Source organism: Devosia sp. 2618 (assembly GCF_040546815.1).
Classification (GTDB): domain Bacteria; phylum Pseudomonadota; class Alphaproteobacteria; order Rhizobiales; family Devosiaceae; genus Devosia.
Window position 1 is genome coordinate 1,579,972 of sequence record NZ_JBEPOO010000001.1, and the last position, 17,388, is coordinate 1,597,359.

20 protein-coding genes are annotated in these 17,388 nt (G+C 60.6%); 5 read left to right on the forward strand and 15 right to left on the reverse strand.

The genetic code is table 11. The features are described from left to right. Positions 1–57 precede the first annotated feature (57 nt). The 3 genes from ABIE28_RS07875 to ABIE28_RS07885 form a co-directional block, all read right to left on the reverse strand. Positions 58–888 carry a carbohydrate ABC transporter permease gene (locus ABIE28_RS07875; RefSeq protein ID WP_354061696.1) on the reverse strand — a complete coding sequence of 277 codons (831 nt, stop codon included), beginning with the start codon at positions 886–888 and terminating at the stop codon, positions 58–60. Continuing rightward, positions 885–1,760: a carbohydrate ABC transporter permease gene (locus ABIE28_RS07880; RefSeq protein WP_354061698.1), complete on the reverse strand. Its 876-nt coding sequence runs from the start codon at positions 1,758–1,760 to the stop codon at positions 885–887. The genes ABIE28_RS07875 and ABIE28_RS07880 overlap by 4 nt, the downstream gene beginning before the upstream one ends. Before the next feature lie 77 nt (positions 1,761–1,837). Next, complete coding sequence (locus tag ABIE28_RS07885) at positions 1,838–3,079, reverse strand: ABC transporter substrate-binding protein (RefSeq protein ID WP_354061700.1); 1,242 nt, start codon at positions 3,077–3,079, stop codon at positions 1,838–1,840. Positions 3,080–3,255: 176 nt separating this feature from the next. Between ABIE28_RS07885 and ABIE28_RS07890 the strand changes: the two genes are divergently transcribed. Together ABIE28_RS07890 and ABIE28_RS07895 are read left to right on the forward strand one after the other, a co-directional pair. Further along, positions 3,256–4,344, forward strand: coding sequence for an ABC transporter ATP-binding protein (locus ABIE28_RS07890; RefSeq protein ID WP_354061702.1), 1,089 nt, complete (start codon positions 3,256–3,258; stop codon positions 4,342–4,344). After that, positions 4,344–5,264 (forward strand): MurR/RpiR family transcriptional regulator, encoded by a 921-nt coding sequence (locus ABIE28_RS07895; protein WP_354061704.1) that lies wholly within the window; start codon positions 4,344–4,346, stop codon positions 5,262–5,264. The genes ABIE28_RS07890 and ABIE28_RS07895 overlap by 1 nt, the downstream gene beginning before the upstream one ends. 71 nt (positions 5,265–5,335) lie before the next feature. Here ABIE28_RS07895 and ABIE28_RS07900 read toward each other — a convergent pair whose 3' ends face one another. The 3 genes from ABIE28_RS07900 to ABIE28_RS07910 are packed head-to-tail and all read right to left on the reverse strand — an operon-like array spanning position 5,336 to position 7,556. Further along, on the reverse strand, positions 5,336–6,397 hold the full coding sequence (locus tag ABIE28_RS07900) for a D-TA family PLP-dependent enzyme (RefSeq protein ID WP_354061706.1): 1,062 nt from the start codon (positions 6,395–6,397) through the stop codon (positions 5,336–5,338). Beyond that, positions 6,394–7,170, reverse strand: coding sequence for an SDR family NAD(P)-dependent oxidoreductase (locus ABIE28_RS07905; RefSeq protein ID WP_354061707.1), 777 nt, complete (start codon positions 7,168–7,170; stop codon positions 6,394–6,396). The genes ABIE28_RS07900 and ABIE28_RS07905 overlap by 4 nt, the downstream gene beginning before the upstream one ends. Before the next feature lie 2 nt (positions 7,171–7,172). Continuing rightward, complete coding sequence (locus ABIE28_RS07910; RefSeq protein WP_354061709.1) at positions 7,173–7,556, reverse strand: RidA family protein; 384 nt, start codon at positions 7,554–7,556, stop codon at positions 7,173–7,175. 300 nt (positions 7,557–7,856) lie between these two features. On the opposite strand from ABIE28_RS07910, the gene ABIE28_RS07915 reads away from it, so the two are divergent. Next, the gene (locus ABIE28_RS07915; protein ID WP_354061711.1) at positions 7,857–8,384 is read left to right on the forward strand and encodes a hypothetical protein; all 528 of its coding nucleotides are present in this window, start codon (positions 7,857–7,859) and stop codon (positions 8,382–8,384) included. Here the strand turns inward: ABIE28_RS07915 and map are convergent. From map to tgt, 3 genes are read right to left on the reverse strand one after another with little or no spacing between them, the layout of a single operon-like run. After that, on the reverse strand, positions 8,381–9,136 hold the full coding sequence (gene map / locus ABIE28_RS07920) for a type I methionyl aminopeptidase (RefSeq protein ID WP_354061713.1): 756 nt from the start codon (positions 9,134–9,136) through the stop codon (positions 8,381–8,383). The two genes, ABIE28_RS07915 and map, sit on opposite strands and share 4 nt — an antisense overlap. Before the next feature lie 4 nt (positions 9,137–9,140). After that, a complete protein-coding gene (gene pgi, locus ABIE28_RS07925) occupies positions 9,141–10,781 on the reverse strand; it encodes a glucose-6-phosphate isomerase (RefSeq protein ID WP_354061715.1) in 1,641 nt (546 codons plus the stop codon). A gap of 23 nt (positions 10,782–10,804) precedes the next feature. Then, positions 10,805–11,932 (reverse strand): tRNA guanosine(34) transglycosylase Tgt, encoded by a 1,128-nt coding sequence (tgt, locus tag ABIE28_RS07930; RefSeq protein WP_354061717.1) that lies wholly within the window; start codon positions 11,930–11,932, stop codon positions 10,805–10,807. Positions 11,933–12,072: 140 nt separating this feature from the next. On the opposite strand from tgt, the gene ABIE28_RS07935 reads away from it, so the two are divergent. After that, positions 12,073–12,516, forward strand: coding sequence for a hypothetical protein (locus tag ABIE28_RS07935; protein WP_354061719.1), 444 nt, complete (start codon positions 12,073–12,075; stop codon positions 12,514–12,516). 93 nt (positions 12,517–12,609) lie between these two features. Continuing rightward, positions 12,610–13,053: a hypothetical protein gene (locus ABIE28_RS07940; RefSeq protein ID WP_354061721.1), complete on the forward strand. Its 444-nt coding sequence runs from the start codon at positions 12,610–12,612 to the stop codon at positions 13,051–13,053. Between the two features lie 42 nt (positions 13,054–13,095). On the opposite strand, the gene queA is transcribed toward ABIE28_RS07940, so the two are convergent. The 6 genes from queA to ABIE28_RS07970 form a co-directional block, all read right to left on the reverse strand. After that, positions 13,096–14,175: a tRNA preQ1(34) S-adenosylmethionine ribosyltransferase-isomerase QueA gene (queA, locus tag ABIE28_RS07945; RefSeq protein WP_354061723.1), complete on the reverse strand. Its 1,080-nt coding sequence runs from the start codon at positions 14,173–14,175 to the stop codon at positions 13,096–13,098. Between the two features lie 102 nt (positions 14,176–14,277). Next, positions 14,278–14,727, reverse strand: coding sequence for a DMT family transporter (locus ABIE28_RS07950; RefSeq protein WP_354061725.1), 450 nt, complete (start codon positions 14,725–14,727; stop codon positions 14,278–14,280). Between the two features lie 90 nt (positions 14,728–14,817). After that, entirely contained in the window at positions 14,818–15,333 is a 516-nt protein-coding gene (locus ABIE28_RS07955) for a peptidylprolyl isomerase (RefSeq protein ID WP_354061727.1), read from the reverse strand. A gap of 229 nt (positions 15,334–15,562) precedes the next feature. Beyond that, positions 15,563–16,150, reverse strand: coding sequence for a peptidylprolyl isomerase (locus ABIE28_RS07960; RefSeq protein WP_502913372.1), 588 nt, complete (start codon positions 16,148–16,150; stop codon positions 15,563–15,565). Continuing rightward, a complete protein-coding gene (gene coaD / locus ABIE28_RS07965) occupies positions 16,147–16,641 on the reverse strand; it encodes a pantetheine-phosphate adenylyltransferase (protein WP_354061729.1) in 495 nt (164 codons plus the stop codon). Before coaD ends, ABIE28_RS07960 begins: the two co-directional genes overlap by 4 nt. A gap of 73 nt (positions 16,642–16,714) precedes the next feature. Beyond that, on the reverse strand, positions 16,715–17,332 hold the full coding sequence (locus ABIE28_RS07970; RefSeq protein WP_354061731.1) for a LysE family translocator: 618 nt from the start codon (positions 17,330–17,332) through the stop codon (positions 16,715–16,717). Positions 17,333–17,388 lie beyond the last annotated feature (56 nt).

Below are 17,388 nucleotides of genomic sequence, written 5' to 3' on the forward strand. Positions count from 1 at the left end.
CCTCATTTGCCGGCACTTGATGCCAGCAGACTTATGAATGTGATCGAGCGGCGTCGGTTACTTGACCGCTCCAAGCGCCAGACCACGCACGAGATAGCGTTGCAGCCAGGCAAAGATGATGGCGATTGGGATCGTCGCGGTGAAGGCGGCGGCCATGACGTGATGCCACTCGACCGTGTAGCGCCCGGCAACCAGCGAAAACACCTGGATCGGCAGCGTGTAGCTGTCCTGATTGCGCAGCATGGTCAGGGCGATGACGAACTCGTTCCACGCATTGATGAACGAGAAGATCGCGGTCACCGTGACGGCCGGCAGCGCCAGCGGCAGGAAGACCCGACGCAGAGCCTGCCAAGGCGTCGCGCCCTCCATCCAGGCGGCCTCTTCGAGGTCCTTGGGGATGGTCGCGAAATAGCTCTGCAGCATCCACACCGAGAAGGCGATGTTGAACGTGGCATAGACGAAAACCACGGCATTGAGGTTGTCGAGCAGCTTGAGCGCCACCAGCAGGCGGAACAGCCCGATCACCAGAACGATGGGCGACAGCATCTGGCTCACCAGCAGGAACTGCTGCACGAAACCCTTGCCGACAAAGCGGAAGCGGCTGAGCGCATAGGCGGCCGGGATCGAAACGGCAATCGACAGCACCGTCGACAGCACCGCGACATAGACCGAGTTCCACAGCGCGTTGCCGAAATTGGTCGCGCTCCACATGGTGATGAAGTTCTGCCACTGGAATGTGCTGGGCCACCATGTGGGCCGCAACACTTCAGTCGCGGGCTTGAGCGCCGTGATCAGCATCACTGCGAAGGGGAACAGCACGGCGACCATCAGGGGCGACAGTATCAGCCATGAGAGCAGGCTGCGCTTCATCTTGGATGAGAGTTTCATGCCCGGTCTCCCCGCATCGCCAGCCGCACATAGATGATGGTGAAGAACAGCAGCAGCGCGAACATCAGCAGCGACAGCGCCGAGGCTTCGCCCAGTTTGCCAAAGTTGAAACCGAGCTTGTAGAGATAGGTGACCAGAATATCGGTCGAGTTGGCTGGGCCGCCCTGCGTCGTCGCCCAGATGATGGGGAAGGAATTGAACACGCTGATCGTGTTCATCACCACCGCGATATTGATGAACGGACGCAGCAGCGGCAGCGTGATTTCGACGAAGGTCTGCCAGCCATTGGCGCCCTCCAGTTGCGCTGCCTCGTAGAGATCGTCAGGGATGGACGACAGCCCACCCAGAAAGATCGTTGTCGTGAAGGGAATGGACACCAGAATGCCGATGCCGATCTGCACCGGGAATGCCGTCGCAGATTGCGCCAGCCACTGAATGTTCTGGTCGATGATCCCCAGCCCTGTCAGGGCCGAATTGAGCATGCCGCTTTCTCCGCTCAGCGCCCAGCGCCACACAATGGCAGTCATGGTCAGCGAAACGGCCCAGGGCAGCATGATGATGACGCGGGCAATGCCACGGCCATAAAAATCCTGATTGAGGATCAGCGCCACAGGAATGGAAATCAGGATGGTGCCGGCCACGATGCCGACCGTCCAGATCACGGTCCGCCACGAGGCGGCAAGGAATTGCGGATCCTTCAGAACCGCCATGAAATTGTCGAGGCCGTTAAAGCCGCGCAGCTGGCCAAAGCGGTTCACATCACTCAGCGAAATCTCGCCGATCTGGAACAGCGGCCAGAGGATGATGAAGGCTGCCAGCAGGAATGCAGGCGCAGTGAGCACGTATGGATTTGTAAAAACCGAGCGGTTCATGTGCTGGGAGTGCCTTCCTGTGCCCACGGCAGGAGAGAAAAGCGGCCGGGCGAGATACCCGGCCGCCGGATCGTCACTTACTTGTTGGCAGCAATGATGCCGTCGATTTCGGCAGCAGCAGCGTCAAGCGTTGGCTTGATTTCCCCTTCGCCGAGATAGATCTTCTGCAGTGCGTTGGACGCGACAGCCGCAATTTCTTCCCAGCCCGGAATGACCGGCGCAAAGCGTGCGTCGGGCAGCAGGTCGGTGAATTCCTTGAGGTTGGCATTGTCCGCAAACAACTGCAGAGCAGCTTCTGCAGCGTTGACCGGCAGGAAGCCTTCGTTCTCGTCGAACTCGGCGCGCTTGTCTGTGGTGAAGATGTAGTCGAGGAACTTCCAAGCCGTTTCCTTGTTCTGGCTGTTTTCGAACAGGATGATCGAGTCGGTCACACCATAGGTGCCGCGATCGCCGGTCGGGCCAGCCGGAATTGCGGTCACGCCATACTGCAGGTCAGGGGCTTCTTCCTTGATCTGGTTGGCCAGGAACGGCGCCGTGATCATCATACCGATGCGGCCCTGCTTGAACAGGTTCTGTACGTCTTCGCGGTTGAGCGAGGTCACGCCTGGCTCGGTCAGGCCGCTGTCGATCAGGTCCTTATAGATCGCGGCAGCCTTGTAAGCGGCTTCGGAATCAAGACCGGACGTGCCGTCCGCCTCGATCAGATTGCCGCCCTGCGACCAGAATGCGTAGTAGAAATAGACGTCGGTCTCGATTTCCTTGCCCTGAAGACCGAAACCATAGGCGTCACCGCCAAGGGCCTTGATCTTCTCAGCAGCGGCTTTGACTTCGTCCCAGTTCGCTGGTGGCGCGGCAATGCCGGCCTGCTCGAACAGGGCTTTGTTGTAGTACATGGCGCGCGCGGAGGCCGCGATTGGCAGGCCATAGGTCTTGCCGTCCATAACCGATGGGCTGAGGAAGGTATCGATGAAGCGTGCCTTGAAGTCGTCGGTGATGTACTCGTCGAGCGGTGCGGCAACCTCCTGGCTGACATAGTCGATCAGCCAGCGGGTGCCGATGATGGCGAGATCGGCATTGGCGCCGCCCGAAATATCGGTGGTCAGCTTCTGCTGCAGCACATCCCACGGCACCACTTCGATCTGGATATCGGTACCTGGATTGGCGGCTTCGAACTCGGTTGCGGCCTTTTCAAAGTACGGGCCAGTCTTGGAGCTATATTCAGCAACGGTAACGCGAACCGTTTGGGCATAAGCGACACTCGCGAGCGCGATGGCGGCGACGCTACTGACGGCGGCAACTTTCAACCAATGCAACGACATGATGTTCCCTTCCCTACATGCAGGCACTTCTCGGTTTGGTCCCTCGACCGCACCTTTGCCTGACGGTAGATTTTTACATATCAAGCGACTTATCAAGCGAATTGTGACATTGATGTTGCATTATTACAGATACGCAGTAGCGTGTAACCTAAGGGACCATGTGACGGAGAGACCTCGTGGCTGAGCTGAGCTTGCGCAATATCGAAAAGCGCTATGGTCCGACCAAGGTATTGCAGGACGTGTCGCTGGATGTGTCCGATGGCGAGTTCATCGTGCTCGTCGGACCATCAGGCTGTGGCAAGTCGACCCTGCTCCGCATGATCGCTGGCCTCGAAGAAATCAGCGGCGGCGAGCTCGATATCGGTGGCGTCCGCACCAATGATGTGCCGCCGCAAAAGCGCGACATCTCCATGGTGTTCCAGTCTTACGCGCTGTTCCCACACATGAACGTGCGTAACAACATCACCTTCGGTCCGCGCATGCGCAAGGAAGCCGTCGAAACACGCGACAAGTCGCTGGAGCGCGCTGCCTCAATCCTCAACCTCAAGGATTATCTCGACCGCACGCCGGGCCAGCTTTCGGGTGGACAGCGTCAGCGCGTTGCCATGGGACGGTCGATCGTGCGCAACCCCAAGGTGTTCCTGTTCGACGAACCGCTATCGAACCTTGATGCGCAGCTGCGCGTCCAGATGCGGACCGAAATCAAATCGCTGCACCAAAAGTTGGGCACGACCATCGTCTACGTCACGCATGATCAAATCGAAGCCATGACCATGGCGGATCGGATTGTGGTGATGAATGGTGGCCGCATCGAACAGATCGGCGCGCCGCTCGAACTCTATGATCGCCCGGCCAACCGCTTTGTGGCGAGCTTCATCGGCTCGCCGGCCATGAGCTTCATTTCCGGCACCTATAGCCAGCAACCCGATGGCAGTGCCGCAGTCATCCTGAGCGACGGTGCCAAACTGGCGATCACGCCGGTCCCAATGGCCAACAACACCAAGATCGAAGTCGGCATCCGGCCGGAAAACTACATCATCGCCGAGGACGGTCCGATCACGCTCGCAGTGGAAGTAGTGGAGCCAACCGGTCCCGAAACGCACGTCATCGGCAAGATCGGTGGCGAGGAGGTTCGCTGCGTGTTCCGGCTGCGTCTCGACCCAGCGCCCGGCACGCTGCTGCATCTCACTGCCGAACCAAAGCATATTCATATTTTTGATGCTACTAGCGGTCAGCGCATACCCCAGACCGACGTAGGACAATAATGGCGAACAAGCAGGTCGATAAACACGCGGATGCAATGCCGCGCATCGACATCATCGCGCGCCTCAAGGCGCGTCTCGAAGAAGGCCACCGTGCCGAGGTGGCGCTGATCGAAGTCATTCTCGGCGATATGCATTTCGCCATCACCGCGCCCATCGCCGAAATCTCGCGGCGCGCGGGCGTCAGCCAGCCTACGGTCACCCGGTTGGCGCGTTCGCTGGGGTTCACCTCGACCCACGAGATGAAGGTGCATATGGCCCAGGCGCTGGCTCTGGGCGGCGCCTATCTGCGGGCCGACAAGCGCATTGATGAGAATCACACCTCCAATCAAGTCGTTTCCACCATCTGCAGCCACGCCCATGCGGCGCTCGATCTGATCAGCGTGGCCATGGCTGCCGCCGATCTGACCGCGCTGGGCAAAACCATCGCCGGCGCCCGCCGCATCATCATCTATGGCACGGGCGGCAATTCCTCGATGGCAGCGGTGGAACTACAGAACCGGCTGTTCCGCCTCGGCCTCAACAGCACCGCCTATGCCGACCCACAGCTGCAATCGATGAGCGCCTCGGTGTCTGACAAGCAGACTGTGGTCATTGCTTTTTCCACCTCAGGTCGCGTTCGCTCAATTCTCGATGCGGTTGCCGTCGCCCGCCAGTATGACGCAATCTCCATCGGCATCACCAAGCCAGAAAGCCCGCTTGCCGGTGCGGTGCAGCACCTCGTCCCCTTCGTGTTCGAAGAGGACCAGACGGCGCTCTACAAGCCGTCAGCTTCGCGTTACGCCATGCTCGCTGTCGTCGACATGCTGGCGCTCGCGACAGCAGAAGCCATTGGCCCCAGCGTGCTCGAACTGCTCCGCCGTGTCCGCCAGAGCCTGACGACGCTCGAATCCAACGGCCCGATGCAGCCCATCGGCGACTGAAGCTTGAAATACCAAAAAGCCCGGACATCTAGCCCGGGCTTTTTTAATTTCTGCAGTTCAGTCCGTATGCCTCAGCCAACCTTGCCGCGCGCCGCAACCGCGACGGTTTCCACCACGGCATCACCCGAAATCAGCGTCACATCGTCAAACAGATTGCTGACCACACAAGCGTGGTTGGGGATGATGCGCAGCTTGTCACCGATCTTGGGCTTGGTCGCGCATTTCGATAGATCGATCGTGCCATGCTCTTCGCTGAGGCCCACGATCACAGCATCCGGATAGGCTTCGATCAGCCCGAAGCCCGCCAGACCAAGCGTATCGCTGGTCAAAGCCTTCGAGCCAGCATCAATGATGGCGCGGTCTTCGGTGGGCCGGCTGACGACGGTGGCGAGCACCGTCAGCGCGCAGTCCTCAAACCCACCAACGCCTTTGGCGACCTGATAGCGGTCCATATAGATGTAAGTGCCGGGGCGATGTTCCGTCGCGGCGGTGACTTCATGGGCGCGCCAAAGGTCGGGCGTGCCGCCATTGGACACGATGGCCGCCGGCAGACCGGCAGCGGCGAGCGCTGCCTTGGCTTCGGACAGGAAGGCCGCATTGGCCTCCACCTGCCCTGCCGCCGGATAAGTCATCAAACCACCAAAGCTCAGGCCCGGCGAATTGGCGATCTTTTCGGCCAGAGCGACAGCCGCCGCCGGGCTCTGCACGCCGCAGCGGCCCATGCCGGTATCACATTCCACCAGCACGGTCAGCGGCGTCTCGCTATTCGCAAATTCCGCCGACAGGCCTTCGACCGTCTCGGTGCTATCGGCCGTGACGGTGATATGGACGCGCTCATGCAGCGCCTTGAGGCGATCCAGCTTGTCTCTGCCGATGATATTGTAGGGCATGAAGATTTCGCTGATCCCGGCATCGGCCATCACCTCGGCCTCGCCCAACTTTTGCACCGTGATGCCGACCGCGCCCAGCTCCATTGCCCGCTTGGCAAAGCGCGGCAGCTTGTGGGTCTTGATGTGGGGCCGAAGCTTGAGCCCATGGGCATCAGCATAGTCCTGCGCCCGCTTGAGATTGGCTTCCACGCGGTCCAGATCGATCAGAACGGCGGGAGTATCGAGGTCGAGAATATCGGTCATTTGCCCCTCAGGACGTCATCAACGAAACGCAGATTACCGGCCATCAGCCCGGCGTCGACGGGCAGCACGGTGCCGGTGATACCGGAGGATGCGTCCGAACAGAAAAACACCGCCGCATTGGCCACCTCGGCGGGCACCACCATGCGACCGAGCGGATAATGCGGCAGCACATTGTCGAGCACGCTCGGATCATTGACCAGGCGATGATCCCAGGCCGGGGTCCGCACCGAGCCGGGGCAGATCACATTGGCCCGCACCCCGTGTCGGCCACGCTCGACCGCAATCGCCTTGCTATAGGCGATAAGCCCGGCCTTTGCCGCGGCATAGGCCGGATTGCCGTAGTGCGACAGGCCATTGACCGAGGAAATAAACACCAGGCTCCCCGAGCCTCTAGCCGCCATGGCGGCGATGATCGGATCGGTCAGCGCATACGCCCCGCCCAGATTGATCGCCATCTCGTCGGCCCACACGTCGTCATCGAGCTGTTCGAGCAATTCGGCCCGGGTAAATCCGGCATTGGCCACCACGGCATCGGGCGCGCCATGGGCGGCCAGATAGCGCTCGATTGACGCGCGTGTAGCCTTGGGATTGGCCTGATCGAACAGCACCTGGCCAGCAAGATCGAGCCCTTCAAGCAGGCTTTCGTCGCGGTCGGCACCGATCACATTGGCGCCCGCTTCGCGGAAGGTCTGCACCATGGCACGGCCAATGCCGCCACCGGCGCCGCTGATCAGCACGGTCTTGCCGTCGACGCCAAACAAAGCGCTGTTCATGCTCAAGGCCCCTTATAGGCGACGCAGTCGATCTCGACCTTGCAGTCCACCATCATGTGGCTCTGCACGCAGGCGCGGGCTGGTGGATGCTCACCGAAATAGCTTTTATAGACGGCGTTGAAGCTCCAGAAATCGCGCGGATCATCGAGCCAGACGCCACAACGCACCACATGTTCGAGCCCGTATCCGGCTTCTTCGAGAATAGCGATGATGTTCTTGATGGTCAGGTGCGTTTCATCAATGATGCCGCCCCGAACGATCTCGCCGTCCTTCATCGCCACCTGGCCCGACACATAAAGCCAGCCACCGGCCTCGACTGCGCGCGCGAAAGGCAGGTTCTGTCCACCCGCACCGGCCTTGTCGGCCCCATAACGTTTAATCGGCATCGCAATCCCCCTCTTTGACATCACGCTGAAAGCTAATTTCACAGTAATGCATGAAACGGCGCCGAAATAGCCGTCTGCGAGAAGAATTTTGAAGGCTGTGTAAACTTGTTACGCGGGTGAGTGCCTTACGCCGATGCGCTCCCTTTACCGTGATCAGAGCGCAGGACAGTTCACCAAAAAAGCGCTACAAACCAGACATCACCCCACGCCAGAATCTCATAATCGATTGATTTGACTGTGAATTACCAATCTTTCCGTCCGGGCTCTTTTCCCTCATCCAACACCAAGGCAGGTGCATAAGTGTCCAGGGATTTTGCTGATCTGCTGAAGGTGTTGGCGGCGACGGTGCTGGTTTTTGCGGCTGGGACGCTGGTGCTGCTCTATGGCGTCTATGTGCTGGTGCAGTATGGCGGGAACCTGCCGCTGGTGGGTTCGCTGTCGCGCAACGCACCGCCCAGTATCGTGCCGATGCTGGTCGACAATCGGCTGTTCATCACCTTGGCGGCGGCACATGTCACCGCGACGGGACTGGCGCTGTTGATCAACAGCAATACGATCGACATGGCACTGCTGATTACGTCCAAAGCCGTGGCCGTGGTGATCACCGCCCTGCTCGGCTGTGTCGGTGGGCAGATGGTCTATCTGCAGCTGACCGAAAAGACGGCCTTTGTGCTGGCGCCATTGACGCCAGCCTTTGTTGCCCTGGTTGGATTTCTGATCCTGTCGACAATCCTTGCCGCCTACAATCTGCGCCAGACCGGCAATCTGCGCTTCGTGATTGCGCTGGGACTGATCGTTCTTGGACCAGTCCTGCTGCTCTGGCTTTAGGCGGCGAGCGTAACCACGACGGCACCGCGCGGGGTCGCGACGATGGTGTGCTCATACTGAACGCAGGGCGCTGCCGGCGCGCTGATCAGCGTCCATTCGTCATCGTCTGACTTCTGGTCGGCCATGCGACCTCCCAGCGACAGGAACGGCTCGATGGTGAAGACCAGCCCGTCATTGATGCGGCGGCGTTCCGACTTGTCCGGCCAGGTGGCGATTTCGCCGGGTTCGTCGTGCAGGCTATCGCCGACGCCGTGGCTGGCGAGATTGCGGATCAGCGTATAGCCGCCCTTTTTGGCAAACTTGCCGATGGCCTGCCCCACATCGGCCAGTGCCGCGCCCGATTTGACGACGCGGATGCCTTCCCACATGGCGCGCTTGCCGTCGCGGCAAAGCGTATCGAGGCGCTTGTCGCCGACGCCGAGCACAAAGGATGCGCCAGTATCGGCGAACACGCCGTCCTTGACCGCCGAAACGTCGATATTGACCAGGTCGCCCTCGCGCAGAACGCGAGGACCGGGAATGCCGTGGGCGATTTCTTCGTTCACCGAAATGCAGGTCGTGCCCGGAAAGTCATAGGTCACGATCGGAGCCGATAGCGCGCCGTTCTCGGCGAGCAATTTGGCACCGATTTCGTCAAGCTCCTGCGTGGTCATGCCCGGACGCATAGCCGAAGCCATGGCGTCGCGAGTGATGGCGCAGATGCGGCCGATGGCCTTGAGCTTTTCGAGCTGCTCTTCGGTAGTGATAGTCACGCGATCAGGCCTTGTTCTCGAGGTAATAAGCCAGCAGGCCCTGGGTGGAGCTATCGTGCCCTTCCCCGCTCTGCTTGCCTTCGACCTTGGGCAGCAGCGCCTTGGCGAGCTGCTTGCCCAGTTCGACGCCCCACTGGTCAAACGAATTGACGTTCCAGATGACGCCCTGGGTGAAAACCTTATGTTCATAGAGCGCGACGAGCGAGCCCAGAGTCTCGGGCGTCAGCTGCTCGTAAAACAGCGTGTTGGACGGACGATTGCCGGGGAACACCTTGTGCGGCGTCAGTTCCTTGATCTGGGCCTTGTCGAGCCCCTGCGCCTTGAGTTCGGCGACAACCTCTTCGGCCGTCTTGCCGAGCATCAAAGCTTCCGACTGCGCTAGGACGTTAGCGACCAGCTTGTCGTGATGCGGCGGCAGGCTTTCATGCGGACGCGCCGCAATCAGGAAATCGGCCGGGATGACGTCGGTGCCCTGATGGATCAGTTGGTAAAAGGCGTGCTGACCATTGGTACCGGGCTCGCCCCACACGATTGGGCCGGTCGACCAGCCCACAGGCTTGCCCGCCAGCGTCACCGACTTGCCGTTCGATTCCATGTCCTGCTGCTGCAGATAGGCCGGGAAACGGCTCAGGCGCTGGTCATAGGGCAGCACGGCGTGGGTCGAGAAACCCCAGACGTTGCGATACCAGACGCCGATCAGCGCCATGATGACCGGCAGGTTTTCCTCGAGCGGGGTCGACAGGAAATGGCGATCCATGGCGTCCGCGCCAGTCAGGAATTTTGCGAAATTGTCGTAGCCGACGGCCAGAGCAATCGGCAGGCCGATGGCAGACCACACCGAATAGCGGCCGCCAACCCAGTCCCAGAACCCGAAGATACGGTCTTCGCGGATGCCGAACTTGGCGCAGGCCGGGATATTGGTCGACACGGCCGCGAAGTGGTTTGGCACCGCTTCTTCGCCCAGCGTGTCAGCGATCCATTCGCGCGCCGAATTGGCATTGGTCATCGTTTCGTCGGTCGTGAAGGTCTTGGACGCGACGATGAACAGCGTGGTCTTGGGGTTGAGGCGCTTCAGCGTGTCGTGGATATGGGCGCCATCGACGTTGGACACGTAATGGGCGCGCAGATCGGCGCGGGTATAGGGCTCCAGCGCAAGGGTCACCATGGCGGGGCCGAGGTCGGAGCCGCCGATGCCGATATTGACGATGTCGGTGAACTGCTCGCCGCCATGGCCGCGGATTTCGCCGCTGCGGATGGCGTTGGTATAGGTCTCGATCGCGGCCAGCACGGCGCGGATCTCAGGCATCACGTCCTTGCCGTCGACCGGCACAGGCTTGTCGCCCTGATAGCGCAGCGCCATGTGCATCACGGCACGGTCTTCGGTGATGTTGATATGGTCGCCTTCGCACATCTGGTCGCGGCGTTCTTCAACGCCTGCGGCGCGCGCCAGATCGAACAGCGCGGCCAGCGCGTCTTCATCGATGCGGTTCTTGGAATAGTCGAGCAGAATGCCCGCGCCAGTCGCTGAATAGCGCTTGAAGCGGTTGGGGTCGACAGCGAACTGGATGCGCATGGGCTGCTCTTCGAGCCGCTTGCGGTGCTTGCCGAGGTTCGAGAAGCTGGCTTTACGCCCGGATTTTGCCATGTCGATGCGCCTTTTTCTGAACGTTAGAGAACCGGAAGATCGCCAGCAGCCCATGCTGCGCGCGTCTCTGCCGCAAAATCTTCGAACCGGGCGCCTTCAATAGCGACGCGGCAGCCCTGCACCAGCTCTTGATAATAGGCCAGATTGATCTGCGATAGGATCATCGCACCCAAAATCTCTTCAGTCTTAACGAGGTGGTGCAAGTAAGCACGGCTCCAGCGACGACAATTGGGGTTCGGCGATGCTTCGTCGATTGGACGATGATCATCCCTATGTCGGGCATTTTTCAGGTTGATGACGCCAAAGCGCGTATAAACATGGCCATGACGCCCTGCCCGTGTCGGATGCACGCAATCGAACATGTCGATGCCGCGCCCGATAGCGCCCAGAATGTCATCGGGCTTGCCGACGCCCATCAGGTAGCGCGGGCGGTCGGTTGGCAGCTCTGGGGTGATCTCTTCGATCACCTTGAACATCACTTCCTGCGGCTCGCCAACGGCAAGGCCGCCGACGGCATAGCCATCAAAGCCGATCGATTTCAGCCCCTGCGCCGAGCGTGCGCGCAGCTCCGGGTCATCGCCGCCCTGCACGATGCCAAACAGCGCGCGGTTCTGCTGGTTATTGAACGCGGTCTTTGACCGGTCGGCCCAGCGGAGCGAAAGCTCCATGGCACGCTCGATTTCCTTCTTTTCAGCCGGCAGCTTCAGGCACTCGTCGAGCTGCATGATGATGTCGCTGTCGAGCAGCGTCTGGATTTCAATCGACCGCTCGGGCGTCAGCTCATGCGACGACCCATCGATGTGCGATTTGAAGGTCACGCCCTTTTCGGTCAGCTTGCGCAGCTGGGCGAGCGACATGACCTGAAAGCCGCCGCTATCGGTCAGGATCGGGCGCTGCCAATCCATGAAGTCGTGCAGACCGCCCTGGCTTGCCACCCGCTCGGCGCCAGGGCGCAGCATCAGGTGGTATGTATTGCCGAGCAAAATATCGGCGCCGGTTTCACGCACCTGTTCGGGATACATGGCTTTGACGGTGCCGGCGGTGCCCACGGGCATGAAGGCTGGCGTCTGGATATCACCGCGTGGCGTGTCGATGCGGCCGCGCCGCGCCATGCCATCGGTGGCGGAAAGGGTGAAGGTGACCTGTTTCATGGCGCGGGTTCTAACGCGTTGCCGCCAAACCGACAATGCACCTCGATTTGACCGGTGACCGACTTTTTTGAAAACGCCCCCCAAGGTCTGATACCGCTTAGCCGTCCAATGTTTGTGTCCAACGCGATTCCGGTGTTCCGATGATCAAGACCGCCCTTCTTGCAGCAGCCCTCGCCCTCACTGCAGGTTCCGCCTTTGCCCAGGATTTCGATGTCCTTGAAGGCAATTACTTCGGCAACACTGATGGCAGCGAACTGACCGCCGACCTCACCCATGTCGAAAACGGCGTCTATGCGGTCTCCCTCAGCACCACGGTGCCGATGGTCAATGACGTGCCGGGCTGTGCGGGCAGCATCGACGGCGAAGTGGTCGTGCGGGACAATGTGGGCCTGCTGACTGCGCCCAATGAACTCTTCGACGCCAACAGCACGCTGCCAGCATTCAGCAAGCCCCAGTGCGAGATCCGCCTCGAATTTGACGACAATTACGGCCTGGTCATCACGGAAGAAGGCGGCTGCACCTACTATCACGGCGCCTCCTGCAGTTTTTCCGGTGCGCTTGAGCACGAAGCCGCCGGGCTCTAAGCGCCTCGCACATTCTTTTTTGAGATTTCCGCCCAAGGTCTGATGGCGCAGTGGCGTCAAAGGATAGTGTCTAACTCGTTTTCTGGTGATCCGATGATCCGACTAACTCTACTCGCGGCCGCTCTTGTCCTGTCTGCCGGCTCCACTTTGGCGCAGGAAAACCCTATCCGCGAGGGCAACTACTATGGTGGTGGCGAAGGCGGCAATCTGACCGTCAACCTCAAGCACATCGACGCCGACATCTACGGCATCAGCATAGGCACCGAAGTGCCGATGGAAAACGACATCCCCGGCTGTGGCGGCGGCATCAGCGGTGAACTCATCATGGAGCCAAGCGGCGGCAACTTTTTCGTCGAGAACGAGGACTATGTCGCCGGGTCATCAAGCCCACTGGAAAACGAGCGCTATTGCGAAATCACCCTGACCTTTGACGAGGATGGGTTCCTCAACGTCCAGGAACAAAACGGCTGCCTCGCCTACCACGGCGCATCGTGTGAATTCACCGGCCAGTTGGTCCACGAGAGCGCCGCAGGGTAAGTACAGAGCCCTCGGGTCAGGCCCGAGGGTAACTGTCGGTGGTCAGCCCTCGCCGCCCGGATGCTCCGCCCGCAGCAACAGCGACGAATCCCCGTAGGAATAGAACCGGTACCCGTCATCGATCGCGTGCTGATACGCCGCCTTCATCGTCGCCATGCCGGCAAAGGCGCTGACCAGCATGAAGAGGGTCGATTTCGGCAGGTGGAAGTTTGTCATCAGCGCGTCGACGGTACGAAACTTGAAGCCGGGCGTGATGAAGATGTCGGTATCGCCAATGAACGGCGACAGCGTGCCGGAGGCGCGCGAGGCGGTTTCGAGCAGGCGCAGGCTCGTCGTGCCCACGGCGACGACGCGACCGCCGGCTTCCTTTTTGGCGAGGATGCGCTCAACCGTTGCGGCGTCGATCTCGCCCCATTCGGAATGCATGACGTGGTCGTCGGTGTCTTCGACCTTCATGGGCAGGAAGGTCCCTGCCCCGACATGCAGCGTCACGCGCTCGATGGTGACGCCTTTGTCGGACAACTGCTGCAGCAGCGCGTCAGTAAAATGCAGACCCGCTGTCGGCGCGGCGACGGCGCCGTCTTCGGCGGCATAGACCGTTTGGTAATCGACATTGTCGCGTTCCTCGGCCTTGCGCTTAGCCCCGATATAGGGCGGCAGCGGCATGGCGCCGTGCGACTTGATGGCTTCGTCCAGTTCTGCACCGCCGAGTTCAAACTCGAGCGTCATTTCTCCGGTTTCGCCTCGCCCGGCAACGCGCGCCTTGAGCGCATCGGTCTGGCCATTGCCAAGTTCGAGTTCATCAAGCAGCGCGAGGCGCTTGGCCGGCCGGGCGAAGGCGCGCCAGGTGTGGGCGTCGACCCGCTTGTGGAGGTTAAACGACACCGTGGCACGGTTTTCGCCGCGCACGCGAATACCCTTGAGTTCAGCCGGCAGCACGCGCGTGTCATTGACGACGAGCACGTCGCCATCCTTGAGCAACCACAGCAGGTCCGGGATGTGGTGGTCTGAAAGCCCATGAACCGGGTCCACCACCAGCAGGCGCGCGGAATCGCGCGGCTCAGCAGGATGGAGGGCGATGAGCTTTTCGGGCAGGTCGAAGTCGAAATCGGATACAAGCATGGTGCCTGCCTAGCATGGCGCCCCGAGGGCGGGTAGCGGCTCAACGCAGTGTACGGCCTTAAGGTTGATCCATTGTTGCTCAACTGCCCCGATCTGTGCCGCCTAGAGCAGCCGGATCATCATCGCGCCGGTCACCAGCAGTACCGCGCCCATGATGCGCCCCATGGAAATTTCGCGCACCGCCATGCCCATGAAGCCGATTTTGTCGAGGAACATGCCCCCGACCAGCTGCCCCGCCACCGATAGCGCCATCACTGCCGCAGCGCCGATCATCGGCGTTAGCATGATATTGGAGAACACGTAGAACGCCCCAAGCACGCCGCCGGCCACGAAGGTCCAGGGCGCAGGTGCGCCGAAATTGATCGGGATGCTGGCAAAGTGGCTATAGGCGAAAGCGAGGACCCAGAGCAGCACCGCGCCCGCCACAAACGACACGCCGGCCGCCGCGATCGGCACGCCCAGATTGCGCCCGAGGCTGGCATTGATCGGGGCCTGCGTGGCGATACACGCGCCGGCAACGATGCCCATCAACGCCCAAAGAATGGAATCCATGCGCACCCCGAAGCTCCCCGCCCGTTAGAACAAACAAAAAGACCCCCGGGCGATGTGCCCGAGGGTCCAATAGTTTGCCACGAGTCGGGCTTAGGCGGCGATATCGGCCGCAACTTTGACCGAGATCATCTTGTCTGGTTTGATGACGGGCTCGCCGCGCTTGATCTGGTCGACGAAGTCCATGCCTTCGATGACCTGGCCCCAAACGGTGTACTGCTTGTTGAGGAATCCAGCGTCGCCAAAGCAGATGAAGAACTGCGAGTTGGCCGAGTTCGGGCTCTGCGAGCGGGCCATCGAGGCGGTGCCACGTACATGTGGCTCAGCGTTGAACTCAGCCTTGATGTCTGGGTACTTCGAGCCGCCGGTGCCGGTGCGCGATGGGTTGAATTCTGGCAGGTTGGTGTTGCCGAACTGCACGTCGCCGGTCTGGGCCATGAAGCCGTCGATCACGCGGTGGAACACGACGCCATCATAAGCGCCTTCGCGGGCCAGCTTCTTGATGTGATCGACGTGGCCAGGTGCCAGGTCAGGCCGCATCGCGATAACGACTTTGCCCTTGGTGGTTTCGATGACGAGGGTGTTTTCGGGATCGGCGATTTCAGCCATTTTTGCAACTTTCGGTTTGGAAATTCTGGCCCGCATGTAAGGGCAAAGGGCGATGGGTGCAAGGTTCGTTGACACGGCCTCGTGGTTCGAGGCTCGTGAAAAACTCGCCCCTCACCATGAGGGCTACTTGAACACCTCACCAAGAGAATCCCTCATGGTGAGGTGGGAGCGCAGCGACCCTCGAACCACCCTCATGGTGAGCGTGTCGAACCAGGGCGCCGCACAGAGCTTACTTATACTCGATCTTGGCTTCGACGATCTTATCAGGATTGGCCACGGCGCCGTTCTGCGACTGCGGACCTTTTTCGAGCGCGTCGACAAATTCCATGCCGCTGACGACCTTGCCGAACACGGTATACTGGCCATCGAGGAAGCTGGCGTCAGCCGTGGTGATGAAGAACTGGCTGTTAAACGAGTTGGGGTCCTGCGAGCGAGCAGCGCCGAGCACGCCGCGCTGGAAGCTCTCGGAATTGAACTCAGCCGTCACGTCTGGCAGGTCGGAACCGCCCATGCCGGCACGCGACAGGTCAAACGTGTCCGAACCGGACTTGCCGAACTTGACGTCGCCGGTCTGAGCCATGAAGCCGTCGATCACGCGGTGGAACACGACGCCGTTATAAGCGCCCTGTTCTGTCAGCGTGACGATGCGCTCGACATGCTTGGGGGCAATGGCGGGGAGCAGCTCGATGTCGACGGTGCCGTCTTCGAGCGTCAGGATCAGATGCGGCGTGCCGGTCTGGGCGAAGCTCGGTGCAGCGGACAGCGCCATGGCGCCGATGACGAGAGCACCGAAAAGGCGACGGGTGATGGAGATCATTTGCTCTTGAGGGCCTTGAGAACGATTTGCGGGACGAAGGCGGAAATGTCGCCGCCCATCTCAGCGATCTGGCGCACTAATGTGGCCGAGATATGCCGAACCGGGGGGCTGGAGGGCAGGAATACGGTCTGCAGGTCTGGTGCCATCTGGGCGTTCATGCCGACCATCTGCATTTCGTAATTGTAATCGGTGGTGTCGCGCAGGCCGCGAATGATCAGCTTGGCGCCATGTTCGCGGGCCGCGCTGACCATCAGGCCTGAGAAATCGACGATCTTGAATTCGGTATCGGTGCGCTTGCCGACAGGGGCCAGCGCCTGTTCCAGAATTTCCAGCCGATCGCTATGGGCAAATAGCGGGGTTTTCTTGCCCGCATTGATGCCAACGGCGACGACCAGCGTATCGACCAGCTTGCAGGCCCGCTCGATCACGTCGAGATGGCCGTTGGTCAACGGATCAAATGAGCCAGGATAAAACCCAACCAGCTTGCTCAAAACGCCTCTCCCCGTTGTTGTTGCTAGGGTTTTCTCACGCGGGGAGATTCATGGCAAGGCGCGCCGGCCGTAATCAGGCCCGCTTCTGCAGCGCCAGCCAGATGCCGCCAGCCATCAGCACGAAACCGGAGACCCGGTTGACCATGCGGATACGCGCCGTCGACAGCAGATGGCGGATGCGGCCGATGCAGATGGCGTAAAGCCCATCGGTGATGCAGGCCACGGCCATGACGATCAGGCCCAAAATGACGATTTGGGGGAAGGCAGGCTGGGCTGGATTGATGAACTGCGGCAGGAAGGCGCCCAAAAACAGCAGCGATTTGGGATTGCCCCAGCTGACCAGTGCACCCTGCCAGATATAGCGGCCCGCCGAAGTGCGCTCGCCATTGCCGATATCGAGGTGCCCGCTGGAGCGGACCATCTTGAAGCCGATCCAGACGAGATAGGCTGCGCCGATCAGCTTGATGATATCGAACGCGCCGGCAACCAGCCCCATCACCGCCTCAAGTCCGACGGCCACCACTAGCACCATGCTCAACATGCTCAGTTGCGCACCAAAAATGGTCAGCAGCCCTGCCCGCGTACCACCGGCCAGCGAATTGGCGATGACCACGGAGACCGATGGCCCCGGCACGACAGTGAAAAGCAGGCAAGCCAGCAGGTATGGCAGCAGAACGGCAGTGTCGATCATTGAGGAGGCTCCTTGAATGCCGACAAAGCCACCGTCTTGCAGGAATGACAAGGGGC

What these genes read in the sequence shown, in the direction of transcription:
- ABIE28_RS07875 (WP_354061696.1), bottom strand. Translation starts at nt 888, where the DNA reads ATGAAACTCTCATCCAAGATGAAGCGCAGCCTGCTCTCATGGCTGATA.
- ABIE28_RS07880 (WP_354061698.1), bottom strand. Translation starts at nt 1,760, where the DNA reads ATGAACCGCTCGGTTTTTACAAATCCATACGTGCTCACTGCGCCTGCA.
- ABIE28_RS07885 (WP_354061700.1), bottom strand. Translation starts at nt 3,079, where the DNA reads ATGTCGTTGCATTGGTTGAAAGTTGCCGCCGTCAGTAGCGTCGCCGCC.
- ABIE28_RS07895 (WP_354061704.1), top strand. Translation starts at nt 4,344, where the DNA reads ATGGCGAACAAGCAGGTCGATAAACACGCGGATGCAATGCCGCGCATC.
- ABIE28_RS07900 (WP_354061706.1), bottom strand. Translation starts at nt 6,397, where the DNA reads ATGACCGATATTCTCGACCTCGATACTCCCGCCGTTCTGATCGATCTG.
- ABIE28_RS07905 (WP_354061707.1), bottom strand. Translation starts at nt 7,170, where the DNA reads ATGAACAGCGCTTTGTTTGGCGTCGACGGCAAGACCGTGCTGATCAGC.
- ABIE28_RS07910 (WP_354061709.1), bottom strand. Translation starts at nt 7,556, where the DNA reads ATGCCGATTAAACGTTATGGGGCCGACAAGGCCGGTGCGGGTGGACAG.
- pgi (WP_354061715.1), bottom strand. Translation starts at nt 10,781, where the DNA reads ATGGCAAAATCCGGGCGTAAAGCCAGCTTCTCGAACCTCGGCAAGCAC.
- tgt (WP_354061717.1), bottom strand. Translation starts at nt 11,932, where the DNA reads ATGAAACAGGTCACCTTCACCCTTTCCGCCACCGATGGCATGGCGCGG.
- ABIE28_RS07935 (WP_354061719.1), top strand. Translation starts at nt 12,073, where the DNA reads ATGATCAAGACCGCCCTTCTTGCAGCAGCCCTCGCCCTCACTGCAGGT.
- ABIE28_RS07940 (WP_354061721.1), top strand. Translation starts at nt 12,610, where the DNA reads ATGATCCGACTAACTCTACTCGCGGCCGCTCTTGTCCTGTCTGCCGGC.
- queA (WP_354061723.1), bottom strand. Translation starts at nt 14,175, where the DNA reads ATGCTTGTATCCGATTTCGACTTCGACCTGCCCGAAAAGCTCATCGCC.
- ABIE28_RS07950 (WP_354061725.1), bottom strand. Translation starts at nt 14,727, where the DNA reads ATGGATTCCATTCTTTGGGCGTTGATGGGCATCGTTGCCGGCGCGTGT.
- ABIE28_RS07955 (WP_354061727.1), bottom strand. Translation starts at nt 15,333, where the DNA reads ATGGCTGAAATCGCCGATCCCGAAAACACCCTCGTCATCGAAACCACC.
- ABIE28_RS07960 (WP_502913372.1), bottom strand. Translation starts at nt 16,150, where the DNA reads ATGATCTCCATCACCCGTCGCCTTTTCGGTGCTCTCGTCATCGGCGCC.
- ABIE28_RS07970 (WP_354061731.1), bottom strand. Translation starts at nt 17,332, where the DNA reads ATGATCGACACTGCCGTTCTGCTGCCATACCTGCTGGCTTGCCTGCTT.